The sequence below is a fragment of the Massilia sp. genome (assembly GCF_046293535.1).
Taxonomy (GTDB): domain Bacteria; phylum Pseudomonadota; class Gammaproteobacteria; order Burkholderiales; family Burkholderiaceae_D; genus Telluria.
In genome coordinates, this window is the sequence record NZ_JBKBOV010000011.1 from 94,374 (window position 1) to 112,861 (window position 18,488).

Annotated in this window: 10 protein-coding genes; 3 read left to right on the forward strand and 7 right to left on the reverse strand. The window is 66.6% G+C overall.

The annotated features are described in order from the left end of the window. The first annotated feature begins 48 nt into the window (after positions 1-48). Positions 49-1,569, forward strand: coding sequence for a tryptophan halogenase family protein (locus ACK4S9_RS08875; RefSeq protein WP_409724350.1), 1,521 nt, complete (start codon positions 49-51; stop codon positions 1,567-1,569). A gap of 22 nt (positions 1,570-1,591) precedes the next feature. On the opposite strand, the gene ACK4S9_RS08880 is transcribed toward ACK4S9_RS08875, so the two are convergent. From ACK4S9_RS08880 to ACK4S9_RS08890, 3 genes are read right to left on the reverse strand one after another with little or no spacing between them, the layout of a single operon-like run. Next, entirely contained in the window at positions 1,592-2,674 is a 1,083-nt protein-coding gene (locus tag ACK4S9_RS08880; RefSeq protein WP_409724353.1) for an SGNH/GDSL hydrolase family protein, read from the reverse strand. A 36-nt stretch (positions 2,675-2,710) separates the two neighbouring features. After that, positions 2,711-5,590, reverse strand: coding sequence for a TIM-barrel domain-containing protein (locus ACK4S9_RS08885; protein ID WP_409724356.1), 2,880 nt, complete (start codon positions 5,588-5,590; stop codon positions 2,711-2,713). Between the two features lie 29 nt (positions 5,591-5,619). Then, complete coding sequence (locus ACK4S9_RS08890; protein ID WP_409724359.1) at positions 5,620-7,284, reverse strand: DUF5597 domain-containing protein; 1,665 nt, start codon at positions 7,282-7,284, stop codon at positions 5,620-5,622. Between the two features lie 525 nt (positions 7,285-7,809). On the opposite strand from ACK4S9_RS08890, the gene ACK4S9_RS08895 reads away from it, so the two are divergent. Both ACK4S9_RS08895 and ACK4S9_RS08900 read left to right on the forward strand, forming a co-directional pair. Continuing rightward, entirely contained in the window at positions 7,810-10,872 is a 3,063-nt protein-coding gene (locus ACK4S9_RS08895) for a TonB-dependent receptor (protein ID WP_409724362.1), read from the forward strand. A gap of 91 nt (positions 10,873-10,963) precedes the next feature. Beyond that, a complete protein-coding gene (locus tag ACK4S9_RS08900; protein WP_409724365.1) occupies positions 10,964-12,553 on the forward strand; it encodes an aldehyde dehydrogenase (NADP(+)) in 1,590 nt (529 codons plus the stop codon). Positions 12,554-12,753: 200 nt separating this feature from the next. Here the strand turns inward: ACK4S9_RS08900 and ACK4S9_RS08905 are convergent, their stop codons facing one another. The 4 genes from ACK4S9_RS08905 to ACK4S9_RS08920 form a co-directional block, all read right to left on the reverse strand. Beyond that, positions 12,754-13,959, reverse strand: a complete 1,206-nt coding sequence (locus ACK4S9_RS08905) for a sugar ABC transporter permease (RefSeq protein ID WP_409724369.1) — start codon at positions 13,957-13,959, stop codon at positions 12,754-12,756. Beyond that, positions 13,956-15,482, reverse strand: coding sequence for a D-xylose ABC transporter ATP-binding protein (gene xylG, locus ACK4S9_RS08910; protein ID WP_409724372.1), 1,527 nt, complete (start codon positions 15,480-15,482; stop codon positions 13,956-13,958). The genes ACK4S9_RS08905 and xylG overlap by 4 nt, the downstream gene beginning before the upstream one ends. A gap of 119 nt (positions 15,483-15,601) precedes the next feature. Continuing rightward, on the reverse strand, positions 15,602-16,573 hold the full coding sequence (gene xylF, locus ACK4S9_RS08915) for a D-xylose ABC transporter substrate-binding protein (RefSeq protein WP_409724375.1): 972 nt from the start codon (positions 16,571-16,573) through the stop codon (positions 15,602-15,604). Positions 16,574-16,687: 114 nt separating this feature from the next. Then, the gene (locus ACK4S9_RS08920) at positions 16,688-18,487 is read right to left on the reverse strand and encodes an IlvD/Edd family dehydratase (protein ID WP_409724377.1); all 1,800 of its coding nucleotides are present in this window, start codon (positions 18,485-18,487) and stop codon (positions 16,688-16,690) included. Between the last annotated feature and the right edge of the window lies 1 nt (position 18,488).

Below are 18,488 nucleotides of genomic sequence, written 5' to 3' on the forward strand. Positions count from 1 at the left end.
ATTGACGCGCCCGGGGCGCGTCGCAAGGGAACGAGAACAGGAGACGACATGATTGAGAAGCCGATCCGCCGGATCGTCATCGTGGGCGGCGGCACCGCCGGCTGGATGACGGCGGCCCCGCTGGCCCAGCGCCTGGCGCGCCGCCCCACGGCGCCCTGCGAGGTGATCCTGGTGGAGTCGCCCGAGATCGGCACCATCGGGGTCGGCGAAGCCACATTGCCGACCATCCGCTACTACAATGCCGCGCTGGGCATCGACGCCGACGACTTCGTGCGCCACACCCGGGCCAGCTACAAGCTCGGCATCGAGTTCAAGGACTGGGGCCAGGTCGGCAACCGCTTCTTCCACGGCTTCGGCGACTTCGGCCCTTCCCTCGGCGACTACCCGGCCCACATGTTCTGGCTGCGCATGGCCGCCGAATTCAACAACATGCCGGCCCTGGAGAGCTGGTCGGTGTCCTCGATGATGGCGCGCCAGAACAAGTTCGTGCCGCCCAACGAGCGCGCCCCGACGGCGACCGATACCTATTCCTACGGCTACCATTTCGACGCCGGCCTGTATGCCAGCTACCTGCGCGACTATGCGCTGGCGCGCGGCGCCCAGCGCATCGAAGGCATGGTGGTGGACGTCGAGCGGCACCCGGAGAGCGGCTTCATCACGGCAATCAAGCTGCGCGATGGGCGCCGGGTCGAGGGCGACCTGTTCGTCGACTGCTCGGGCTTCCGGGGCCTGCTGATCGAAGGGGCGCTCGAGGCCGGCTACGAGGACTGGAGCGAGCAGTTGCCCTGCAACAGCGCCCTGGCCGTGCCGTGCGCGAGCGCCGCGGTGCTGACGCCCTACACCCGCTCCAGCGCCAAGGAAGCGGGCTGGACATGGCGCATCCCGCTGCAGCACCGCACCGGCAACGGCCACGTCTACAGCAACGCCTTCACCAGCGACGAGCGGGCGCGCGCGGTGCTGCTGGACTCCCTCGACGGCGCCGCGCTCGACGAGCCGCGCCAGCTACGCTTCGTCACCGGCCGCCGCAAGCGGTCCTGGGTCAAGAACTGCGTCGCGGTGGGCCTGGCCGCCGGCTTCGTCGAGCCGCTCGAATCGACCAGCATCCACCTGATCGAAACCGCGGTCGGCAAGCTGCTCGAGCTGTTCCCGGACCGCGACTGCGCCCCGGCGCTGGCCGCTGAATTCAACCGTTTCGTGGGCGCGCGCTACGAATCGGTGCGCGACTTCATCGTGCTGCACTACAAGCTCACCCGGCGCGACGACTCGGAATTCTGGCGCTACTGCGCCGCCATGCCGATCCCGGATTCGCTGCGGCACCAGATCGAGCTGTTCCGCGAAACCGGGCGCGTGGCCATCCTCGACCGCCACGGTTTCGCCGAACCCTCGTTCGTCGCCATGCTGATGGGCCTCGGCATGGTGCCCAAGCGCTACGATCCTTTTGTCGATGCGCTGGACATCCGCCAGGTGCACGGGCACTTCGCCGGAGTGCGCGACATGATCGCCCAGGCCGTGGCACGGATGCCCGAGCACGGCGCCTACATCGCGGCGCAAGTCGAGCGCGCCGCCTGAACGCCCCCCCGGGCCTGCCGGCCTACCAGCCCATCCTGGCCCGGATCAAGGTGCTCAGCCTGGCGGCATTGGCCTGGTGGTGATGCACCCGCGGATGCTGGCCGTAGCCGGTGTAGTCGAAAAACAGGGTGTCGATCCGCTTGTCGCCGTCCTCCTTGCGCATCTGCGCTACAGCCGCCGTGACGTAGCCGGGCCACGGCGAAGCGGGCCGGGTGGCATCCATGCTGCCGAGCGCGCAGACGATGTAGGCCTGCGGGTAGAGGCTGCGGATGCGCTGCACGAAGCGCTTGTAGGCCTGGATGCGCGCGGCGTCGCTTGGTTCCGGCTGCAGCTTGCGGTCGCGGCCGATCAGCCAGCTGTCGTTCTGCAGCAGGTTGATCACCACCACGTCCGGCGTCCAGCGCTTGAAATCCCACCGGCTGTCGTTGTCGCCGACCGCGCTCAGCTGGTCGTAGAAGTCCGGCATGGTGAAGGGGAACCAGCTGATCATCACGCCGATCCCGCTCTGCGACGTCATGTGCATTTCCGCCTGCAACTGGCGAGCGGCGATCGCCGCGTAGGACAGGAAGCTGTTCTTGTCCTTGCCCGCATCGTCGCGGCCGTTGAGCGCACCCTCGTTGCCCATGCCGCTGGTGATCGAGTCCCCGAAGAACTCGATCCGGCGCGTCGGCCGCGGCGGGGGCGCCAGCAGCCGGGCGCCGTCGTCGAGTATCAGGCCGCGAAACACCGTGCTCCCCTCCTCGCCCTCGGTGCGCTTGGTGATCAGGAAGCTGTGTTCGCCGGGGGCGAGCCGCTGCGCCACCACGTAGGTCGCCTCGCCCTGCTTCGCTTCGATGACCAGCGGCGTCGCCAGGTCCCCGTCCAGGAACACGTTGAAGTAGTTGCGGCCGCGCTGGTCGTCCAGCTTGATGGCGAGCGAGGTGCCGGTGAAGCGTCCGGCGATCGCGCTGTTCGGCCAGGACAGCACCGGGGCGGCCGGCATGGAGAAGTCGATGCGGCCGGTGTACTGCAGCTTGCTGTCGTCCGGGGACACCGGGGTAGCGGCCGCGGCCAGGCCGGCGTGCAGCAGGCCGGCCAGGAGCAGCGAACGGATAATGCGTTTCATCGTGGCGCTTTCGGGAATGTCGGTATGGTAAGGGCCTCAGAGCTTGATCGTCACCGGGCGGCCGTCGTAGCTGACCGACTTGTCGTAGGCATCCAGGTCGCTGGCCGCGGCGGCGCCCGGACGCAGCAGGCGCACCCGGATCTCGCGCTTGAGCGGCATGCCCTGGTACTGGCCCACGCGTGCGCCGATCGTCACGGTGCCGCTACGCTCGTCATAGCTGAACGGGATGCGGCTGTACTCGCCGCGCGCGTAGGCATTGGTCACGCCGTCGTCCTCGTACAGGCTGGCCTGGCCGTCGGCGCCCGCCACGACCTGCAGCACCAGGGGAGCATCCGGCTTCTCGTCAACGTACTGGGTGACCGGCCCGGTCGCGATCACGGCGCCGGCGCGCAGGAACAGCGGAATGCGCTCGCGCGGCGCCTGCACCGTGACGGTATGGCCGCCCTTGTAGCGCTGCCCGGTATCGAAGTCGACCCAGTCGCTGCCCAGCGGCAGATAGACCTGGCGCGAGCGCGCGCCGTAGGCGGTGACTGGCGCCACCATCAGGCTGGGACCGAACATGTACTGGTCCTTGATGTTCTTCACCCGCTCGTCGTGGGGGAAATCCATCGCCAGGCCGCGCATCATGGTGCCGGAATGGTAGTGGGTGTCGGCCGCCATCGTGTAAATATACGGCATCAGGCGGTAGCGCAGCTTCAGGTAGCCGACCATGGCGTCGCGCATGGCTTCGTCGCCTTGCGCGATGTTGTAGATCTCGCGCTTGACCACTTCACCGTGCGAGCGGAAGATCGGAGAAAAGGCGCCGAACTGGAACCAGCGCAGGTTCAGTTCGCGCCATTCCTTCATGTCTTCCGGATCTGCCTGTTTGGTGCCGGTGCTGCGGTTTTCCTGGGCCGAACCGACGTCGCCCACCTGAAAACGCGTCTCCTGGGCGTAGCCGCCGATGTCATGGGTCCAGTTCGGGATGCCCGACATCGAGAAGTTCACGCCCGAGGCGATCTGGTCGGCCAGGTTGTTCCAGCGGCCTACCGTGTCGCCGCTCCACACCGCCACCGAATTGCGCTGGATGCCGGCGAAGCCCGAGCGCGACAGGATGAACTGGCGCTTGTCCGGCTGGTCACGGCGCAGGTTCTCGGCGAAACCCTGCGAGTGCACCAGGCTGTAGGGGTTGAAGGTGACTTCGCCGGCCCCGTGGACGGTCGGGCCGATCAGCTGCTTGAAGTCTTCCAGGCGCGCGTTCGACAGGATGTCCGGCTCGGTATTGTCCATCCACCAGGCGTCGAAGCCCAGGTCGACCAGCTTGTGCTTCATCTGGCGGTAATAGATGTCGCGCGCTTCCTTGGTGTAGGGATCGTAGTGGCTGTTCTTGTAGCCGGGGCCGACCCAGTCGAGGTCGCCGTTCTCGACGTTCTTGGTCCACATATGGCCCTTGCTTGCCAGCTCCTTGTAGTTGTCGGTATTGGCATAGAACTTGCCCCAGATGGACAGCATGATGCGCGCGTTCTGCTTGTGCACGGCGTCCACCATGCCCTTCGGGTCCGGGAAGCGGGTCTTGTCCCAGTCGTGCGAGCCCCAGCCGTCTTCCGGCCAGTAGAACCAGTCCTGCACGATGTTATCCAGCGGCCAGCCGCGCTTGCGGTACTCCGCCACGGTGTCGAGCAGCTGCTGCTGGGTCTCGTAGCGCTGGCGCGACTGCCAGAAGCCGTAGGCCCACTTCGGCATCATCGGCTGCTGCCCGGTCAGGTGGCGGTAGCCGGCGATGACCCGGTCCATGCTGTCCGCGCTGATGACGTAGTAGTTGATCGCTTCCGCGATCTCCGAGGACATGGTGAGCGAATGGCGCTCGGGCTGCGGCAGCGGGTCGTTGTGGGTGATCGCGATCATCCCGCTCGACACCTTCCAGTCGAGGTGCAGCTTGACCGGCTTGTCCTTCTCGAACTTCACTTCGAAGTTGTGGTACCAGGGGTTCCAGCCCATGCGCCAGACGTCCATCACTTCCTTGCCATCGATCGACAGGCGCGCGTAGTCGGAGGAGTACAGCTGCATCTTGTGCACGCCCGGCTTGCTGCTTTCCATGCTGCCTTCCCAGACCACCCGCGCGTCCTTGATCTCCTTCAGGGGCGGCAGCTCCCTGGGCCAGTTCTCGGCCACGTCCTTCAGGTACTGGTAGGCGATGTCCTTTTCCTGGCGGGTCAGCGCCAGCTTGCCGTCGATGTAGTAGCGCGCGGTGAGGCCGCCGGGCCTGCCTCCGGCATCGCGCAGCCTCAGGTCGCGCGACATCCAGGCGTAGGGCGTGGCGTCGCCGAAGCGGGAGATGCTGTTGTTATCCCACAGCAGGCCGTAGTTCTTGTCCGAGACCACGAAGGGCACCGAGGCGATCATGTTGTGCTGGGCCAGCAGCACGTCTTCGCCGTTGTAGTTCATCTGCGAGTTCTGGTGCTGGCCGAGGCCATAGTAGGCGTCGCGGGTGCCGTGGTTGAAGCCCTGCTTGATCGCCAGGTAAGGCTTGCCGCCGACCGTGACCGGCTTCATGCTTTCCGCGTCCTGCCGCAGGATCGGCTTGCCGGCCGCGTCGAAGAAAGCCACGCGCCCGTCCTTCAGCGACACGGTGGCCGAGATCCTCCCCGCCTTGAGCAGCACCGCCTCGTCCTTGCCGGCGCGGGCATTGCTCACCGTGAAGCTGCAGCCGCAGGGCGCGGCGACGGTCATCAGCGAAGGCGTGAGCGCCTTGCCGGGCGCGTCGAACTTGAGCACCTGGATGATGTTGTCGCTCATCAGGTTCAGGCGCACCAGTCTGGCGGCGCCATGGTCGGGCTTGACCTCGATGCCGGTGGCGGTTTTCTGGTAGCTGCCGGCGAGGGCCTGGGTGGCTGCGCACAGCAGCAGGACGGCGCTCGCCATTCGGGTGATTTGCATTGCGGGTCTCCTGGTTATATTTTCGGTGTTCAAGGTTCGTAGGTGCGCATCCTGAGCTTGAGAACGGTCGGCGCCGCCGGCAGGTTCAGGCCATAGTCGGTCTGGTCGCCATTCCAGTTGCGTTCCATGGTCCAGCGCCCGGCGGCGTCGAAGCGGCCCTCCTCGACGCGCGCGAACATGGCCGGCTTGCCGTCGGCCGATGCGAGCTTGATGCGCGCGCGCTGGCCGACCAGCACGAACTCGCCGGGGCCGATCTGCGCGATCGCCACGCCGCCGCCCGGCTGCTCGGTGCCCTCGGCGTATTCGTTCTTGTCGCGCAGGTACTGGCGCTCGCCGAACTGGAATTCGCGGAAGGAGACCGTGGCTTTCCACCCGTTCAGGACGACCGTCTGTTCGGCCCGGTCGTCGCCCTCCGCCACCCCGTGGGTGCGGCCTTCGAAAGCCCAGCGCGCCCACAGGCGCGCCATCGGCCCAAAAGCGGCGTACACCTGGGCGAAGGGTTCGACCATCCGGCGGTCGGTGTGCTTCGAACCGAGCGGGTAGTTGCTGTAGCTGGCGTAATCGATCCCGAACGGGACCACACCGAGGGCGCCCTGGCCGAGGATCTGGTAGACATAGCGCGCATAAGCGGCCGCGTTGCCCATCTCGGCCACGAGCAAGGCGTTGTCCGGACGCCGGAAGCTTTCCAGCACCGCGCCGACCTTGTCCGACTCAGGCATGTAGATGTCGGGCGCGGCGAAATCGATGTGGGGCGCGGCCGCCTTGTAGATGCCGAGCACGTCCCAGGTGGGGCCTCCGCTGGCGAAGTCGCCGCGCCAGACCGTGGCCGGCTGGCCCGGGTGGCCGGGCTCGCGCAGCGCGTTGTTGACGAACATGGGCAGGTCGTAGACGGCGCGCCCCGCCTTGGCGATGTCGCCGATGTAGCGGGCCATCGCCCAGGCATGGAAGTACTGTTCGGCATAGTCGCCATACACCTCGCTCCAGCTGCCCTCGGCCGGGCGTCCCGCGGGCGGGCGCTGGCGCGCCAGCACCGCTTCGGGCACAGGCTGGCGAAACGCCGCCTCGGCGCGCGCACCATAGTCGCGCACCAGCCCATAGGTGCCGACCTCGTTCTCGACCTGCACCATGATCACGGTGCGCTTGCCGGCGTCGATGTTGCGGATATGGCGCATCAGGGCCACGAAGGCCTTGCGGTCGGCGGCGAGCGTGGCTTCGCCGAAGGGCGACAGGCAGTAGCTGGCCTTGCCTTCCCGGTCGCGCATGCGCGGAAAGCGCGCGTCGTCGAACTTCACCCATTCCGGTGTATAGGCCGGACCGGTGTTCTTCCAGGTGCCGAACCACAGCAGCACCAGGCGCTTGCCGTGCCGGCGCGCCTGCGCCACCAGGGTGTCCACGTAGCTGAAGTCGAAGCGCCCCTCCTCGGGCTCGACCTGCTCCCAGGCCACCGGGATCGCCAGCGTGTTCGCTTGCGCATCTTCGAGCGCCGCCCAGACCTTGGGCAGGGCCAGCGGGTAGTTGCTGGAGTTGTGGGCCTGGCCGCCCAGCACCAGGAAGGGGTGGCCGTCGACCAGCAGCGCGTGGCGGCCCTCGCGCTCGACCATGCGCGGCAGGCCGGGATCGGCGGCGCCGGCCGGCGCCGTGAGTACGAGCTGCGCCAGCGCCAGCACCGGCGCAAGCATCCTGAATCGCTTCATGCTGTCTCCTGTCGGGCTGTCGCCGCCCGCCAGGAGGCGTGGCCGGACATGTCCCCCGCTGCTTGTCGTGAGCGCCGCCTGCCGGCGCCGCTGCCTGCATCCTAAGCCAGCCTGCGCAGGCATGGCAAGAAAAATGTTCACGCTAACATAGGTGTGCGCCAGACTTCCGGGGGTTTTCCATACAAAAACTTCTACCTGCGGAGCGAGCGGTATGGGCGAAGCGGCGAAAGCTTATGAAATCGATTTCTTGACCTGGCTCGTTGTATTGCGTACTGTAGAGAACTAGTGAGCCTGGCTGTGTCGGGGCGGGCAGTATTCTGTATCGGCTCCCAGTAGAGAACCGCCATGTCCATGGCTCACCGCATGCAAGCCGGTCTTCGCTAGTGTTGCGCATTAACAAAACATACAATCTTGTAAGGTTTCTGATAAAGATTTATGGTAGCGTACAACAATAGGTGTTAGCCAAGGCTTTGGCGTAGTGCTGGCGCATGATACATAAAAAAATTACTTATACCAGGAGACAACGTGAGGAAGTTCCAGAAAACAGCGATCGCTGCAGCGGTCGCGCAGATTGCCGTCCTCTACAGCGGCGCAGCATGGGCCCAGACCGCGAACACCAGTGCCGCCGAGCCCACCACCCCCAATGCAGCCGTCGTAACCGTGACCGGCCAGCGCGCCGCGATCCAGTCGGCCCAGAAACTCAAGCAGGAAGCGGACGAAGTCGTCGATTCGATCGTCGCCGAGGACATCGGCAAGCTGCCGGACCGCTCGATCACCGAAGTGCTGAGCCGCGTGGTCGGCGTGACCATGGACCGCAGCGCACCGAATGACCCGCAGCACTACGCGGTGGAAGGTTCGGGCATCGCGATCCGCGGCCTGACCTATGTGCTGTCCGAGCTGAACGGCCGCGAAGCCTTCTCGGCCAACGGCGGCCGCTCGCTCAGCTTCAGCGACGTGCCTCCCGAGCTGATGGCCGGTGTCGACGTGTACAAGAACCCGTCGGCCGAGCACATCGAAGGCGGCATCTCCGGCATCGTCAACTTGCGTACTGCGATGCCTTTCGACTTCAAGGGCTTCAAGGGTGCGGCCACGGTGAACACCAGCTACTCGGAACTGCTCAAGAAGCGCGCCGATCCGAGCGGTTCGGTGCTGTTCTCGAACCGCTGGACCACCCCGCTCGGCGAAGTCGGCGCCCTGATCGACCTGGCGTCGTCCAAGACGAATACCCGCAACGACGCGATGAACATCTCGCCGTACTATCCGCACGTGAACGACATCGTTCCGGGCAAGACCATGTGGGTGCCGAAAGGCGCGGAATGGCGCTCCCAGACCTTCAACCGCAACCGCAAGGGCGATTACGCGGCCTTCCAGTGGCGCCCGATCCGCGACCTGACCGCCGGCCTGACCTATTTCCGCTCGCGCTACCGCGAAGACTGGTCCGAGCAGGCCCTGCTGACGCAGGAAACCAATGCCTACGAGATGCAGGTGCAGAACGGCGTCTGGTCCGATACCGGTGCCCTGCTGGCAGGCACCTGGTCGAATCCGGAAAACGGCGGCGTCAACTACAACAGCGACCGCCGCGTCTCCGACCGCCGCTCGAGCACCCAGGACATCGCGCTGAACATCAACTGGCGTGTGAGTCCAGACTGGACCGTGGTCTCCGACTTCCAGCGCGTCAAGGCCCGCACCCAGGGCTTCGATTCGGACGTGGCGACCGGCATCCGCGTGCCGAGCCAGGCCGTCGACTTCCGCGGCGAGCGTCCGGTGTTCAGCTTCAGCCCGGCCGACCTGGCCTATTTCGCCAATCCGGCGAATTACTACTGGGCGTACACGATGGAGCACATGGACAACTCCACCGCCGACAGCAAGGCTTGGAAGACCGACGTCAAGTACGACTTCGACCATCCGGTGCTGCGCGACATCCGTTTCGGCGTGCGCCTGCAGAACCGCGACTCCCTCAACCAGAACACCAATCCGAGCTACAACTGGCAGGGCGTGACCCAGCCGTGGATGGTGGGCTGGCGCATCCCGCACGAGGCCTTCCTGAACGACCCGCGCTTCGCCGGCGGCGCCTCGCTGGTCGGACAACCGAACTTCTTCGGCGGCGACGTGACCATCCCGGCCGTGTGGTTCCCGGACGACGCCGTCGCGCGCGGCTATCCCGACAGCTATGCCAAGCTGCACGGCTATGGCCTGGCGCTGTGCGAGCAGCAGAAAGCGGCCCAGGGCTGGGGCGACTGCGTCGCCTGGAAACCGGCGGGCTTCGCCGACGACCCGGCCAGCATCAACAAGCAGAGCGAGAAGACCCGCGCCCTCTACACGCAGGCGCGCTTCAGCTTCGACGACTGGGGCTATCCGATCGACGGCAACATCGGTGTGCGCTACGTGAAGACCAAGTCGAACGCCTTCGGCTACACCGTGTTCGCCCCGAACCTGCCGACCATCCCGGAAGGCGCCAACGTCGTAGGCAGGGACCTGATCCCGAACATCGCGGCCTTCTCGAAGCGCCAGGACTACGAAAACGCATACCACAACTGGCTGCCGAGCCTGAACCTGCGCTACAAGGCCGCGGACAACCTGCAGTTCCGCTTCGCCGTGGCCAAGTCGATGTCGCGTCCGGACTTCGGCCAACTGTCGGCCTACACCTCGCTGTCGCAATCGGTGCGTTCGACCACCACCGGCGGCGAGGGCACCGGCCTGCCGACCACCGTGACCTTCAACGGCGTGAGCTTGACGGGCACCGGCCAGGGCAACCCGAACCTGCGCCCGGCGACGGCGACTTCGGTCGACCTGACCGCCGAGTGGTACTTCGCCAAGGCCGGTTCGCTGACCTTCGCGATGTTCAACAAGGACATCAAGAACATCATCGTCAACCAGAACTACAACTACACGGTGCAGGACGCAGCCGGCGCCGACCGCCAGTTCCTGGTCACCGGCCCGACCAACGGCGCCCACGGCTACGCTCGCGGCTTCGAGGTCGCCTACCAGCAGTACTTCGACTTCGTGCCGGACTGGCTCAAGGGCCTGGGTACCCAGTTCAGCTTCACTTTCGTGGACAGCGAGCGCAAGCTGAACAACCCGGTATATTCGCAGTGGTGCAGCGGCGGCGAAGGCGCGGAAAACCTGAACCTGTCGATCAACGGCTGCGACACCGACATGCGCTCGTTCGGCAACCTGCCGCTGCAGGGCCTGTCCAGGCGGACCATCAACCTGGCGCTGATGTACGAGCGCGGCCCGGTCCAGGCGCGCCTGGCCTACAACTGGCGTTCGCGCTACCTGCTGGGCGTGAACCAGTGGGGCACCCGCGGCACCGACGCGCGTGACATGAACCCGGCCAGCCCCACCTACGGCACTTACAACGGCGACAACAACCAGGCCTACGGCCTGCCGCTGTGGATGGACGACTACGGCCAGCTCGACGGTTCGTTCTTCTACAACGTGACGCCGAAGCTGCGCATCGGCGTGGAAGCGACCAACCTGACCGACACCACGGTCAAGCAGCTGATGCAGCAGCACGTCGGCATGCTGGGCCGCGCCTGGTTCAAGACCGGCCGCAGCTTCGGCGTGCGCGCATCGTACGACTTCTGATGTAAGTCAGTTCGTTCGTCTCTCCTGAAGTCGCGGTACCGCCATGCGGTCCGCGGCTTTTTTTATCCCCCCTCAGACAAGGAGCATCCTCATGCACATCCAAGGCGACATGATCATCGGCAGGCGCAGCGTGCGCGGCGCCGCCGGCAGCGTCCATGCCATCGACCCGGCACGCCACGCCACTCTCGAGCCGTCCTTCGGCCTGGCCTCCAGCGCGGAACTTGGCGCCGCCTGCGAACTGGCCGAGCAGGCCTTCGACAGCTACCGCGCCCTGCCCCTCGAGCGGCGCGCCGCTTTTCTGGAGGCCATCGCCGCCCGCATCCTCGACCTCGGCCCGGCCCTGATCGAGCGCGCCGGCCTCGAATCCGGCCTGCCGCAGGCGCGCCTGGAAGGCGAGCGCATGCGCACCGTGAACCAGCTGCGCCTGTTCGCCAAGGTGGTTCGCGACGGCCACTTCCTGGGCGCGACCCTCGACTCGGCCCTGCCGGAACGCACGCCGCCGCGGCCCGACCTGCGCATGCGCAAGATTCCGTTGGGTCCGGTCGCGGTCTTCGGCGCCAGCAACTTCCCGCTCGCCTTCTCGGTCGCCGGCGGCGATACCGCCTCCGCCCTCGCGGCGGGCTGCCCGGTGGTGGTCAAAGCCCACAACGCCCACCTCGGCACCTCGGAGCTGGTGGCCCGCGCGGTGCAGCAGGCCGCCGTCGACTGCGACATGCCCGAAGGCGTGTTCTCGATGCTGGTCGGCGAAGGCCGGACCATCGGCGCCGAGCTGGTCGCGCATCCCGCCATCAAGGCGGTGGGTTTCACCGGCTCGCGCCAGGGCGGCCTGTCCCTGATGCGCATCGCCGCCGCGCGCGCCGAGCCGATTCCCGTGTACGCCGAAATGAGCAGCATCAACCCCTTCTTCCTGCTGCCGGACGCGCTCGAGGGCAAGGCCGCGCAGCTGGGCCAGGGTTTCGTCGATTCGCTCACGCTCGGCGTCGGCCAGTTCTGCACCAACCCGGGCCTGGTGATCGGCCTGGAGGGAGAAGCCTTCAACGCCTTCTCGGTGGCCGCCGCCGAGGCCCTGCAGCAGAAGACGGCCGGCACCATGCTCACGCCCGGCATCCACCAGGCCTACGTGGAAGCGATCGAACGCCGTTCCACCGTTCCGGGCCTGCAATTGCTCGCGCGCGGCGCGACGGCGGCCTCCGATGGTCCGGCCTGCGCCGCGCAGCCGGCCCTGTACGGTTGCGATGCCGCCACCTTCCTGGCCAACCCTGCGCTGGAAGAAGAAATCTTCGGCCCGGCCGCGCTGATGGTGCGCTGCCGCGACGAAGCCGAGCTGCTGGCGGTGGCCAGGCATGTCGAAGGCCAGCTGACCGCGACCGTGCATGCGACGGCGGCGGACGGCAAGCTGGCGGCAAGCCTGCTGCCACTGCTCGAGCGCAAGGCTGGCCGCATCCTGTTCAACGGCTTCCCGACCGGCGTCGAGGTGTCGCACGCGATGGTGCACGGCGGCCCCTTCCCTGCCACCTCGGACAGCCGCACCACCTCGGTCGGCGCCACGGCGATCGACCGCTTCCTGCGCCCGGTCTGCTACCAGGCGGTGCCGGCGGAACTGCTGCCGGAGGCGCTGCGCGACGATAATCCGCTGGGCCTGGCCCGCGTGGTGGACGGCGTATTGAAAACCGCAGGCTGATCGGAGCAGTTGTAGGGTGGGCGGATTCCGCCCACGCGGTCAAATCACGGTGCTGCAGCCCGTGCGTCCATTCAAAGGCCAGCGATCACCGCGTGGGCGGGAGGACCCGCCCACCCTGCGGAAATCGAAAACCACATCAAAAAGCCAGGCTCATGCCTGGCTTTTTTGTCGCTGCGCGGCGCCGAAGCGGCGCCGCTTCCTTAGCGGCGTCCGGTGCGGGTCGCCACGTCCAGCCACACCGCCAGGGTCAGGATCAGGCCCTTGACGATCATCTGCCAGTAGGTGTCGACGTCCAGCATCGACATGCCGTTGTCCAGGCTGGCCATGACCAGGGCGCCGACCAGGGCGCCGTGCACGGTGCCGGCGCCGCCGCGCATCGAGGTGCCGCCGATGAAGCAGGCGGCGATCACGTCCAGCTCGGCCGACATGCCGGCCGAAGGCGACCCGGCCGCCAGGCGCGCCGTGTTGATCAGGCCGGCCAGTGCGCACATCAGGCCCATCAGGCCGAAGATCCACAGCTTCACGGCGCGCACGTTGATGCCCGACAGGCGCGTCGCTTCCATATTGCTGCCGACGGCGTAGATGCGGCGGCCGAACACGGTCTGGCGTGCGATGTAGCTGAACACGCCCAGCAGCACCAGGAGGATCAGCACCGGCAGCGGGATGCCTTCGTAGCTGTTGAAGGTGGTGATCAGGCCAGCCAGCACCACGCCGATGATGGCGACCCTGCCCACGCTGCGCCACAGCGGCATGACCGGCAGATTGTGGCGCGCCTGGCTGGCGCGCTGGCGCCAGGCCAGCACGCAGGCCAGCACGAACAGGCCCGCGCCGAGCAGCATGCCGAAGGCCGGCGGCAGGTAGGCCTGGCCGAGCTGCTCGAATTCGGGCGAGATCGGCGCGATGGTGGTGCCGTCGGTCAGGCCGAGCACGATGCCGCGATAGGCGAGCATGCCCCCCAGCCCGACAATGAATGAGGGTATCCCCGCATACGCCGTCAGGTAGCCGTTCAAAAAGCCCAGGAACATGCCGCCGGCGAGCACGATTGCCATCGAGATCGGCAAGGGCAGGTGGTGCACCACGTCGAGCACGGCGGCCAGGCCGCCCAGCAGGCCCAGGAGCGAGCCGATCGACAGGTCGATTTCGCCGGCGATGATGACGAACACCATGCCGCAGGCCAGGATGCCGGTGACCGACATCTGGCGCATCAGGTTGGACAGGTTGCGCGCCGAGGTGAAGCCGCCGTCGGTCTGCCAGCTGAAGAAGGCCCAGATCAGCGCGATCGCGACCAGCAGGGCCAGGATCTTGTACTGCGTGAAAATCTGCTTGAAGCTGATTCCATTGTTGGTCGTGGCCAGTGCCGCGCCGCCCTGGGCGACGGCCGGGGCCTGTACTTTGTCTAGCATCATTTCACCTGTCCGATTGCAGCGGCCAGCACCATTTCCTGGGTCAGGCCTTGATTGTCAAAATTGCCGCGCAGCTTGCCCTCGCCCATCACCAGCACCCGGTCGGAGACCCCGAGCACCTCGGCCAGTTCGGACGAGACCATGATGATCGAGATTCCCTGGGCGGCCAGTTCGAGGATCAGCTTGTAGATCTCGAACTTGGCGCCGACGTCGACGCCGCGGGTCGGCTCGTCGAGGATCAGCACCCTCGGCTGGGTCAGCAGCATCTTGGCCAGCACCGCCTTTTGCTGGTTGCCGCCCGAGAGCGCCGTGATCGGCAGCGCCGGGCTGGCGGTCTTGAGCGCCAGGCGGCGAATCTGCTCGCCCACCTCGCGCGCTTCCCGCGCGTCGTCGATGCGGGAGAGCTTCGAGAAGCGGTCCAGCACCGACAGGGTGATGTTCTCGCCCACCGACAGGTCGCGCACGATGCCGTGCTGCTTGCGGTCTTCGGGCACCAGGGCGAAGCCGGCGTCGATCGATTTCAGCGGCGTCGAGGTGTCGACGCGCCGCCCTTCCAGCCAGACCTCGCCCTCATGCGCGCCTTCGTAGGCGCCGTAGATGGCCGTGACCAGTTCCGTGCGCCCCGCGCCCACCAGGCCGGCAATGCCGAGGATCTCGCCGCGCCGCAGCTCGAAGGAGACGTCGTCGACCTTCTTGCGCTGCGGCTGGTCCGGGTCCCAGCAGCTCACGTGGCGCGCCTCCATCACCACCTCGCCCACCGCGTGCGGCAGGGACGGATAGAGCTGGTTCATCTCGCGCCCGCACATCTGGGCGATGATGCGGTCGACGTTCATGTTCTCCATCGGCGTGGTGGCGATGTGCTTGCCGTCGCGGATCACCACGATGGTGTCGCAGATCGCCGCGACTTCCTCGAGCTTGTGCGAGATGTAGACGCAGGCCACGCCTTTTTTCTTGAGATCGCGGACGATCTCGAGCAGCACGGCGATCTCGCTGGCCGTGAGCGAGGCCGAGGGCTCGTCCAGGATCAGGAGGCGCGCCTGCTTGTTGAGCGCCTTGCCGATCTCGATCAGCTGCTGGTGGCCGCCGCCGTAGTTCTTCACCGGCAGCACCACGTTCACGTCGGGGAGCTTGAGTTCGCGCAGGATTTCCTCGGCGCGGCGGTTCATGGCGGGATAGTCGAGGCGGCCGCCCGGCAGGGTCAATTCGTTACCGAGGAAGATGTTTTCGGCCACCGACAGCTCGGGCACCAGCATCAGTTCCTGGTGAATGATGATGATGCCCGCGTCTTCGGTCTCGCGCACCGAGCGCGCCCGCAGCGGCTGGCCGTCGAGCAGGATTTCGCCGTCCCAGCTTCCGTGCGGGTAGACCGCCGACAGCACTTTCATCAGGGTCGACTTGCCGGCGCCGTTCTCGCCGCACAGGCCGATGCACTCGCCGGGGCGGATCGCCAGATCGATCCCGTCGAGCGCGGGGACACCGTCGAATCGCTTCGCGATGCCCTTCATTTGGAGAAGATAGGGTGACATTCAAGACTCGTTCGTGCGCGCCGCCAGCGCCGGTCGCTATCGACCGGCGCGGCTGGCGCAAAGTGCCGACAGCTGGCGGATTACTTGCCGGCCAGCTGCGCCTGGGTGTAGAAGCCGTCCTAGACGAGCAGGTCGACGTTCGACTTGTTCAGCAGGACCGGCTTGAGCAGCAGGCTGTCGACGTTCTTGACGCCGTTGTGCATCTGCGCGTTGTAGGCCGGCTTCTGGTTGCGCACCAGCTGCACCGCGACGCTGGCGGCATTCGCGGCCAGGGCGCGCAGCGGCTTGTAGACGGTCATGGTCTGGGTGCCGGCGATCACGCGGCGCACCGCCGCCAGGTCGGCATCCTGGCCCGACACCACCACCTTGCCGGCCAGCTTCTGCGCCGCCAGCGCCTGGATCGCGCCGCCGGCGGTGCCGTCGTTGGAGGCGACCACGGCGTCGATCTTGTTGCCGCTCGCGGTCAGCGCATTCTCGACGATGGCCATGGCTTCCGATGCGCTCCAGTCCCTGACCCACTGCTTGCCGACGATCTTGATGTCGCCCTTGTCCACCAGCGGCTGCAGCACCTTCATCTGGCCTTCGCGCAGGATCTTGGCGTTGTTGTCGGTCGGGGCGCCGCCCAGCAGGTAGTAGTTGCCCTTCGGCTTGAGGTTCACCAGCGACTGCGCCTGCAGTTCGCCGACCGCCTTGTTGTCGAAGGAGACATAGGCGTCGACGTCGGCATTCAGGATCAGGCGGTCGTATGAGACCACCTTGATCTTGGCCTTCTTGGCCTCGCGGATGGCGTTGTTGAGCACGGTGGCGTTGTAGGGAACGATCACCAGGACGTCCACGCCGCGCGAGATCAGGTTCTCGATCTGGGCGATCTGGCGCTGCTCGCTGGCGTCGGCCGACTGTACGTACACCTTGGCGCCCAGCTTCTGGGCCGCGGCGGTGAAGTAGTCGCGGTCGCGCGCCCAGCGCTCCAGGCGCAGGTCGTCGATCGAGAAGCCGATCTTGGGATTGGTGGCATCCGCGTGGGCCACGCCCACGCCGCAGGTAGACAGGATTGCGCAGGCCAGGCTGACGGCCTTGATCATCTTTTTCATTTGTTACGTCTCCTATGAATTTCTTATGCTTCTTGTGTTGCCTTACGGTGCGGCTCTGCGGCAGCTCCTGCCATTCTGATCAAAATCCCGCCGCAACGCCAGCCCGTTTCGTCGTCAGTGGTTATGGCGCGGCATGTCGTGGCCCACGCCGCGGTAAGGCAGCGCCAGCTCCATGCAGGCGCCGGTATGCAGCTGGCCCACGGTGGCGCGGTAGATCTGCTGCCACGGCGTCTGGTCCGGCGGGATGGCGGGCGGCGTGTCCTTGCGGCGCGCTTCCAGTTCCTCGTCCGGGATCAGGACGTCGCAGCGTCCGGCATTCAGGTCCACCCGCACGATGTCGCCGGTACGCAGCAGCGCCAGGTTGCCCCCGGCCGCGCTCTCCGGCGAGGCATTCAGGATCGACGGGCTGTCCGAGGTGCCGGACTGGCGGCCGTCGCCCAGGGTCGGCAGCGCCATGATGCCGCGCTTGATCAAGGCATCGGGCGGCTGCATGTTCACCACCTCGGCCGAGCCGGGCCAGCCGATCGGGCCCGAACCGCGGATCACCAGCATGGTGCGCTCGTCGATGTCCAGGCTCGGGTCGTTGATGCGGTGGTGATAGTCGTCCGAGCCATCGAACACGACCACCCGGCAGTCGAAGCGGTTCTCCGCGCCAGGCTCCGAGAGATAGCGTGCGCGGAAAGCGGGCGAAATCACGCTGGTTTTCATGATGGCGAAGTCGAACAGGTTCCCCTTCAGCACCAGGAAGCCGGCGCTGTGCTTGAGCGGGTCGGCAAACGGCCGGATCATCTCGCGGTCGGCGCTTTCCTTGCCTGCCAGGTTTTCCGCCATCGTGCGGCCGGTTACGGTAGGACGCTTCGAACGCAGCAGTCCCTGCTGCTCGAGCTCCCACATGATGGCCGGCACGCCGCCGGCGCGGTGGAAGCGCTCGCCCAGGTATTTTCCGGCCGGCTGCATGTTGAGCAGCAGCGGCACGTCGTAGCCATACTCCATCCAGTCCGACGGCAGGATCTCGATGCCGGCGTGGCGCGCCATCGCCACGATGTGGGGCTGGGCATTGCTCGATCCGCCGATCGCGGCGTTGACCACGATCGCATCCAGGAAGGCCTCGCGCGTCAGGATGCTCGACGGACGCAGGTCTTCATGCGCCATCGCCACGATGCGCCGGCCGGTCTCGTAGGCCATCTGGCCGCGCTCGCGGTAGGGTGCGGGAATCGCCGAGCAGCCGGTCAGCGACATGCCGAGCGCCTCGGCCACCGCGTTCATGGTCGAGGCGGTGCCCATGGTGTTGCAATGGCCGCTCGATGGCGCCGAGGCGGTCGCGATCTGGATGAACTTGTCCTCGTCGATCTCGCCGGCCGCCAGGCGCCGGCGGCCCTTCCAGATCGCCGCGCCCGAGCCCACCAGCTCGCCTTCGAACCAGCCGTCCAGCATCGGCCCGCCCGACAGCACGATGGCGGGGATGTCGACCGTGCTGGCGGCCATCAGCTGGGCCGGCGTGGTCTTGTCGCAGCCGGTGGTCAAGACCACGGCGTCGATCGGATAGCCATGCAGGATCTCGACCAGGCCCAGGTAGGCCAGGTTGCGGTCCAGCGCGGCGGTCGGGCGGCGGCAGTTTTCAAAGATCGGATGCAGCGGGAATTCCATCGGAATGCCGCCGGCGTCGCGGATGCCGTCGCGCACGCGCTTGGCCAGGTCCAGGTGGATGCGGTTGCAGGGCGCGATGTCGCTGCCGCTCTGGGCGATGCCGATGATCGGCTTGCCCGAGCGCAGCTCTTCGGGAGTGATCCCGTAGTTCATGAAGCGCTCCAGGTAGAGCGCGGTCATGTCGATGCGGTCTTCGTTGTCGAACCAGTCCTGCGACCGGAAGCGCCGTGGCTTTGCTTGCTTGTTTGCGTGATCGTCTTGATTCATG

Bases quoted from the DNA above. Each gene is read 5' to 3' on its own strand.
- ACK4S9_RS08875 (WP_409724350.1), top strand. From the start codon at position 49: ATGATTGAGAAGCCGATCCGCCGGATCGTCATCGTGGGCGGCGGCACC.
- ACK4S9_RS08880 (WP_409724353.1), bottom strand. From the start codon at position 2,674: ATGAAACGCATTATCCGTTCGCTGCTCCTGGCCGGCCTGCTGCACGCC.
- ACK4S9_RS08885 (WP_409724356.1), bottom strand. From the start codon at position 5,590: ATGCAAATCACCCGAATGGCGAGCGCCGTCCTGCTGCTGTGCGCAGCC.
- ACK4S9_RS08890 (WP_409724359.1), bottom strand. From the start codon at position 7,284: ATGAAGCGATTCAGGATGCTTGCGCCGGTGCTGGCGCTGGCGCAGCTC.
- ACK4S9_RS08900 (WP_409724365.1), top strand. From the start codon at position 10,964: ATGCACATCCAAGGCGACATGATCATCGGCAGGCGCAGCGTGCGCGGC.
- ACK4S9_RS08905 (WP_409724369.1), bottom strand. From the start codon at position 13,959: ATGATGCTAGACAAAGTACAGGCCCCGGCCGTCGCCCAGGGCGGCGCG.
- xylG (WP_409724372.1), bottom strand. From the start codon at position 15,482: ATGTCACCCTATCTTCTCCAAATGAAGGGCATCGCGAAGCGATTCGAC.
- xylF (WP_409724375.1), bottom strand. From the start codon at position 16,573: ATGAAAAAGATGATCAAGGCCGTCAGCCTGGCCTGCGCAATCCTGTCT.
- ACK4S9_RS08920 (WP_409724377.1), bottom strand. From the start codon at position 18,487: ATGAATCAAGACGATCACGCAAACAAGCAAGCAAAGCCACGGCGCTTC.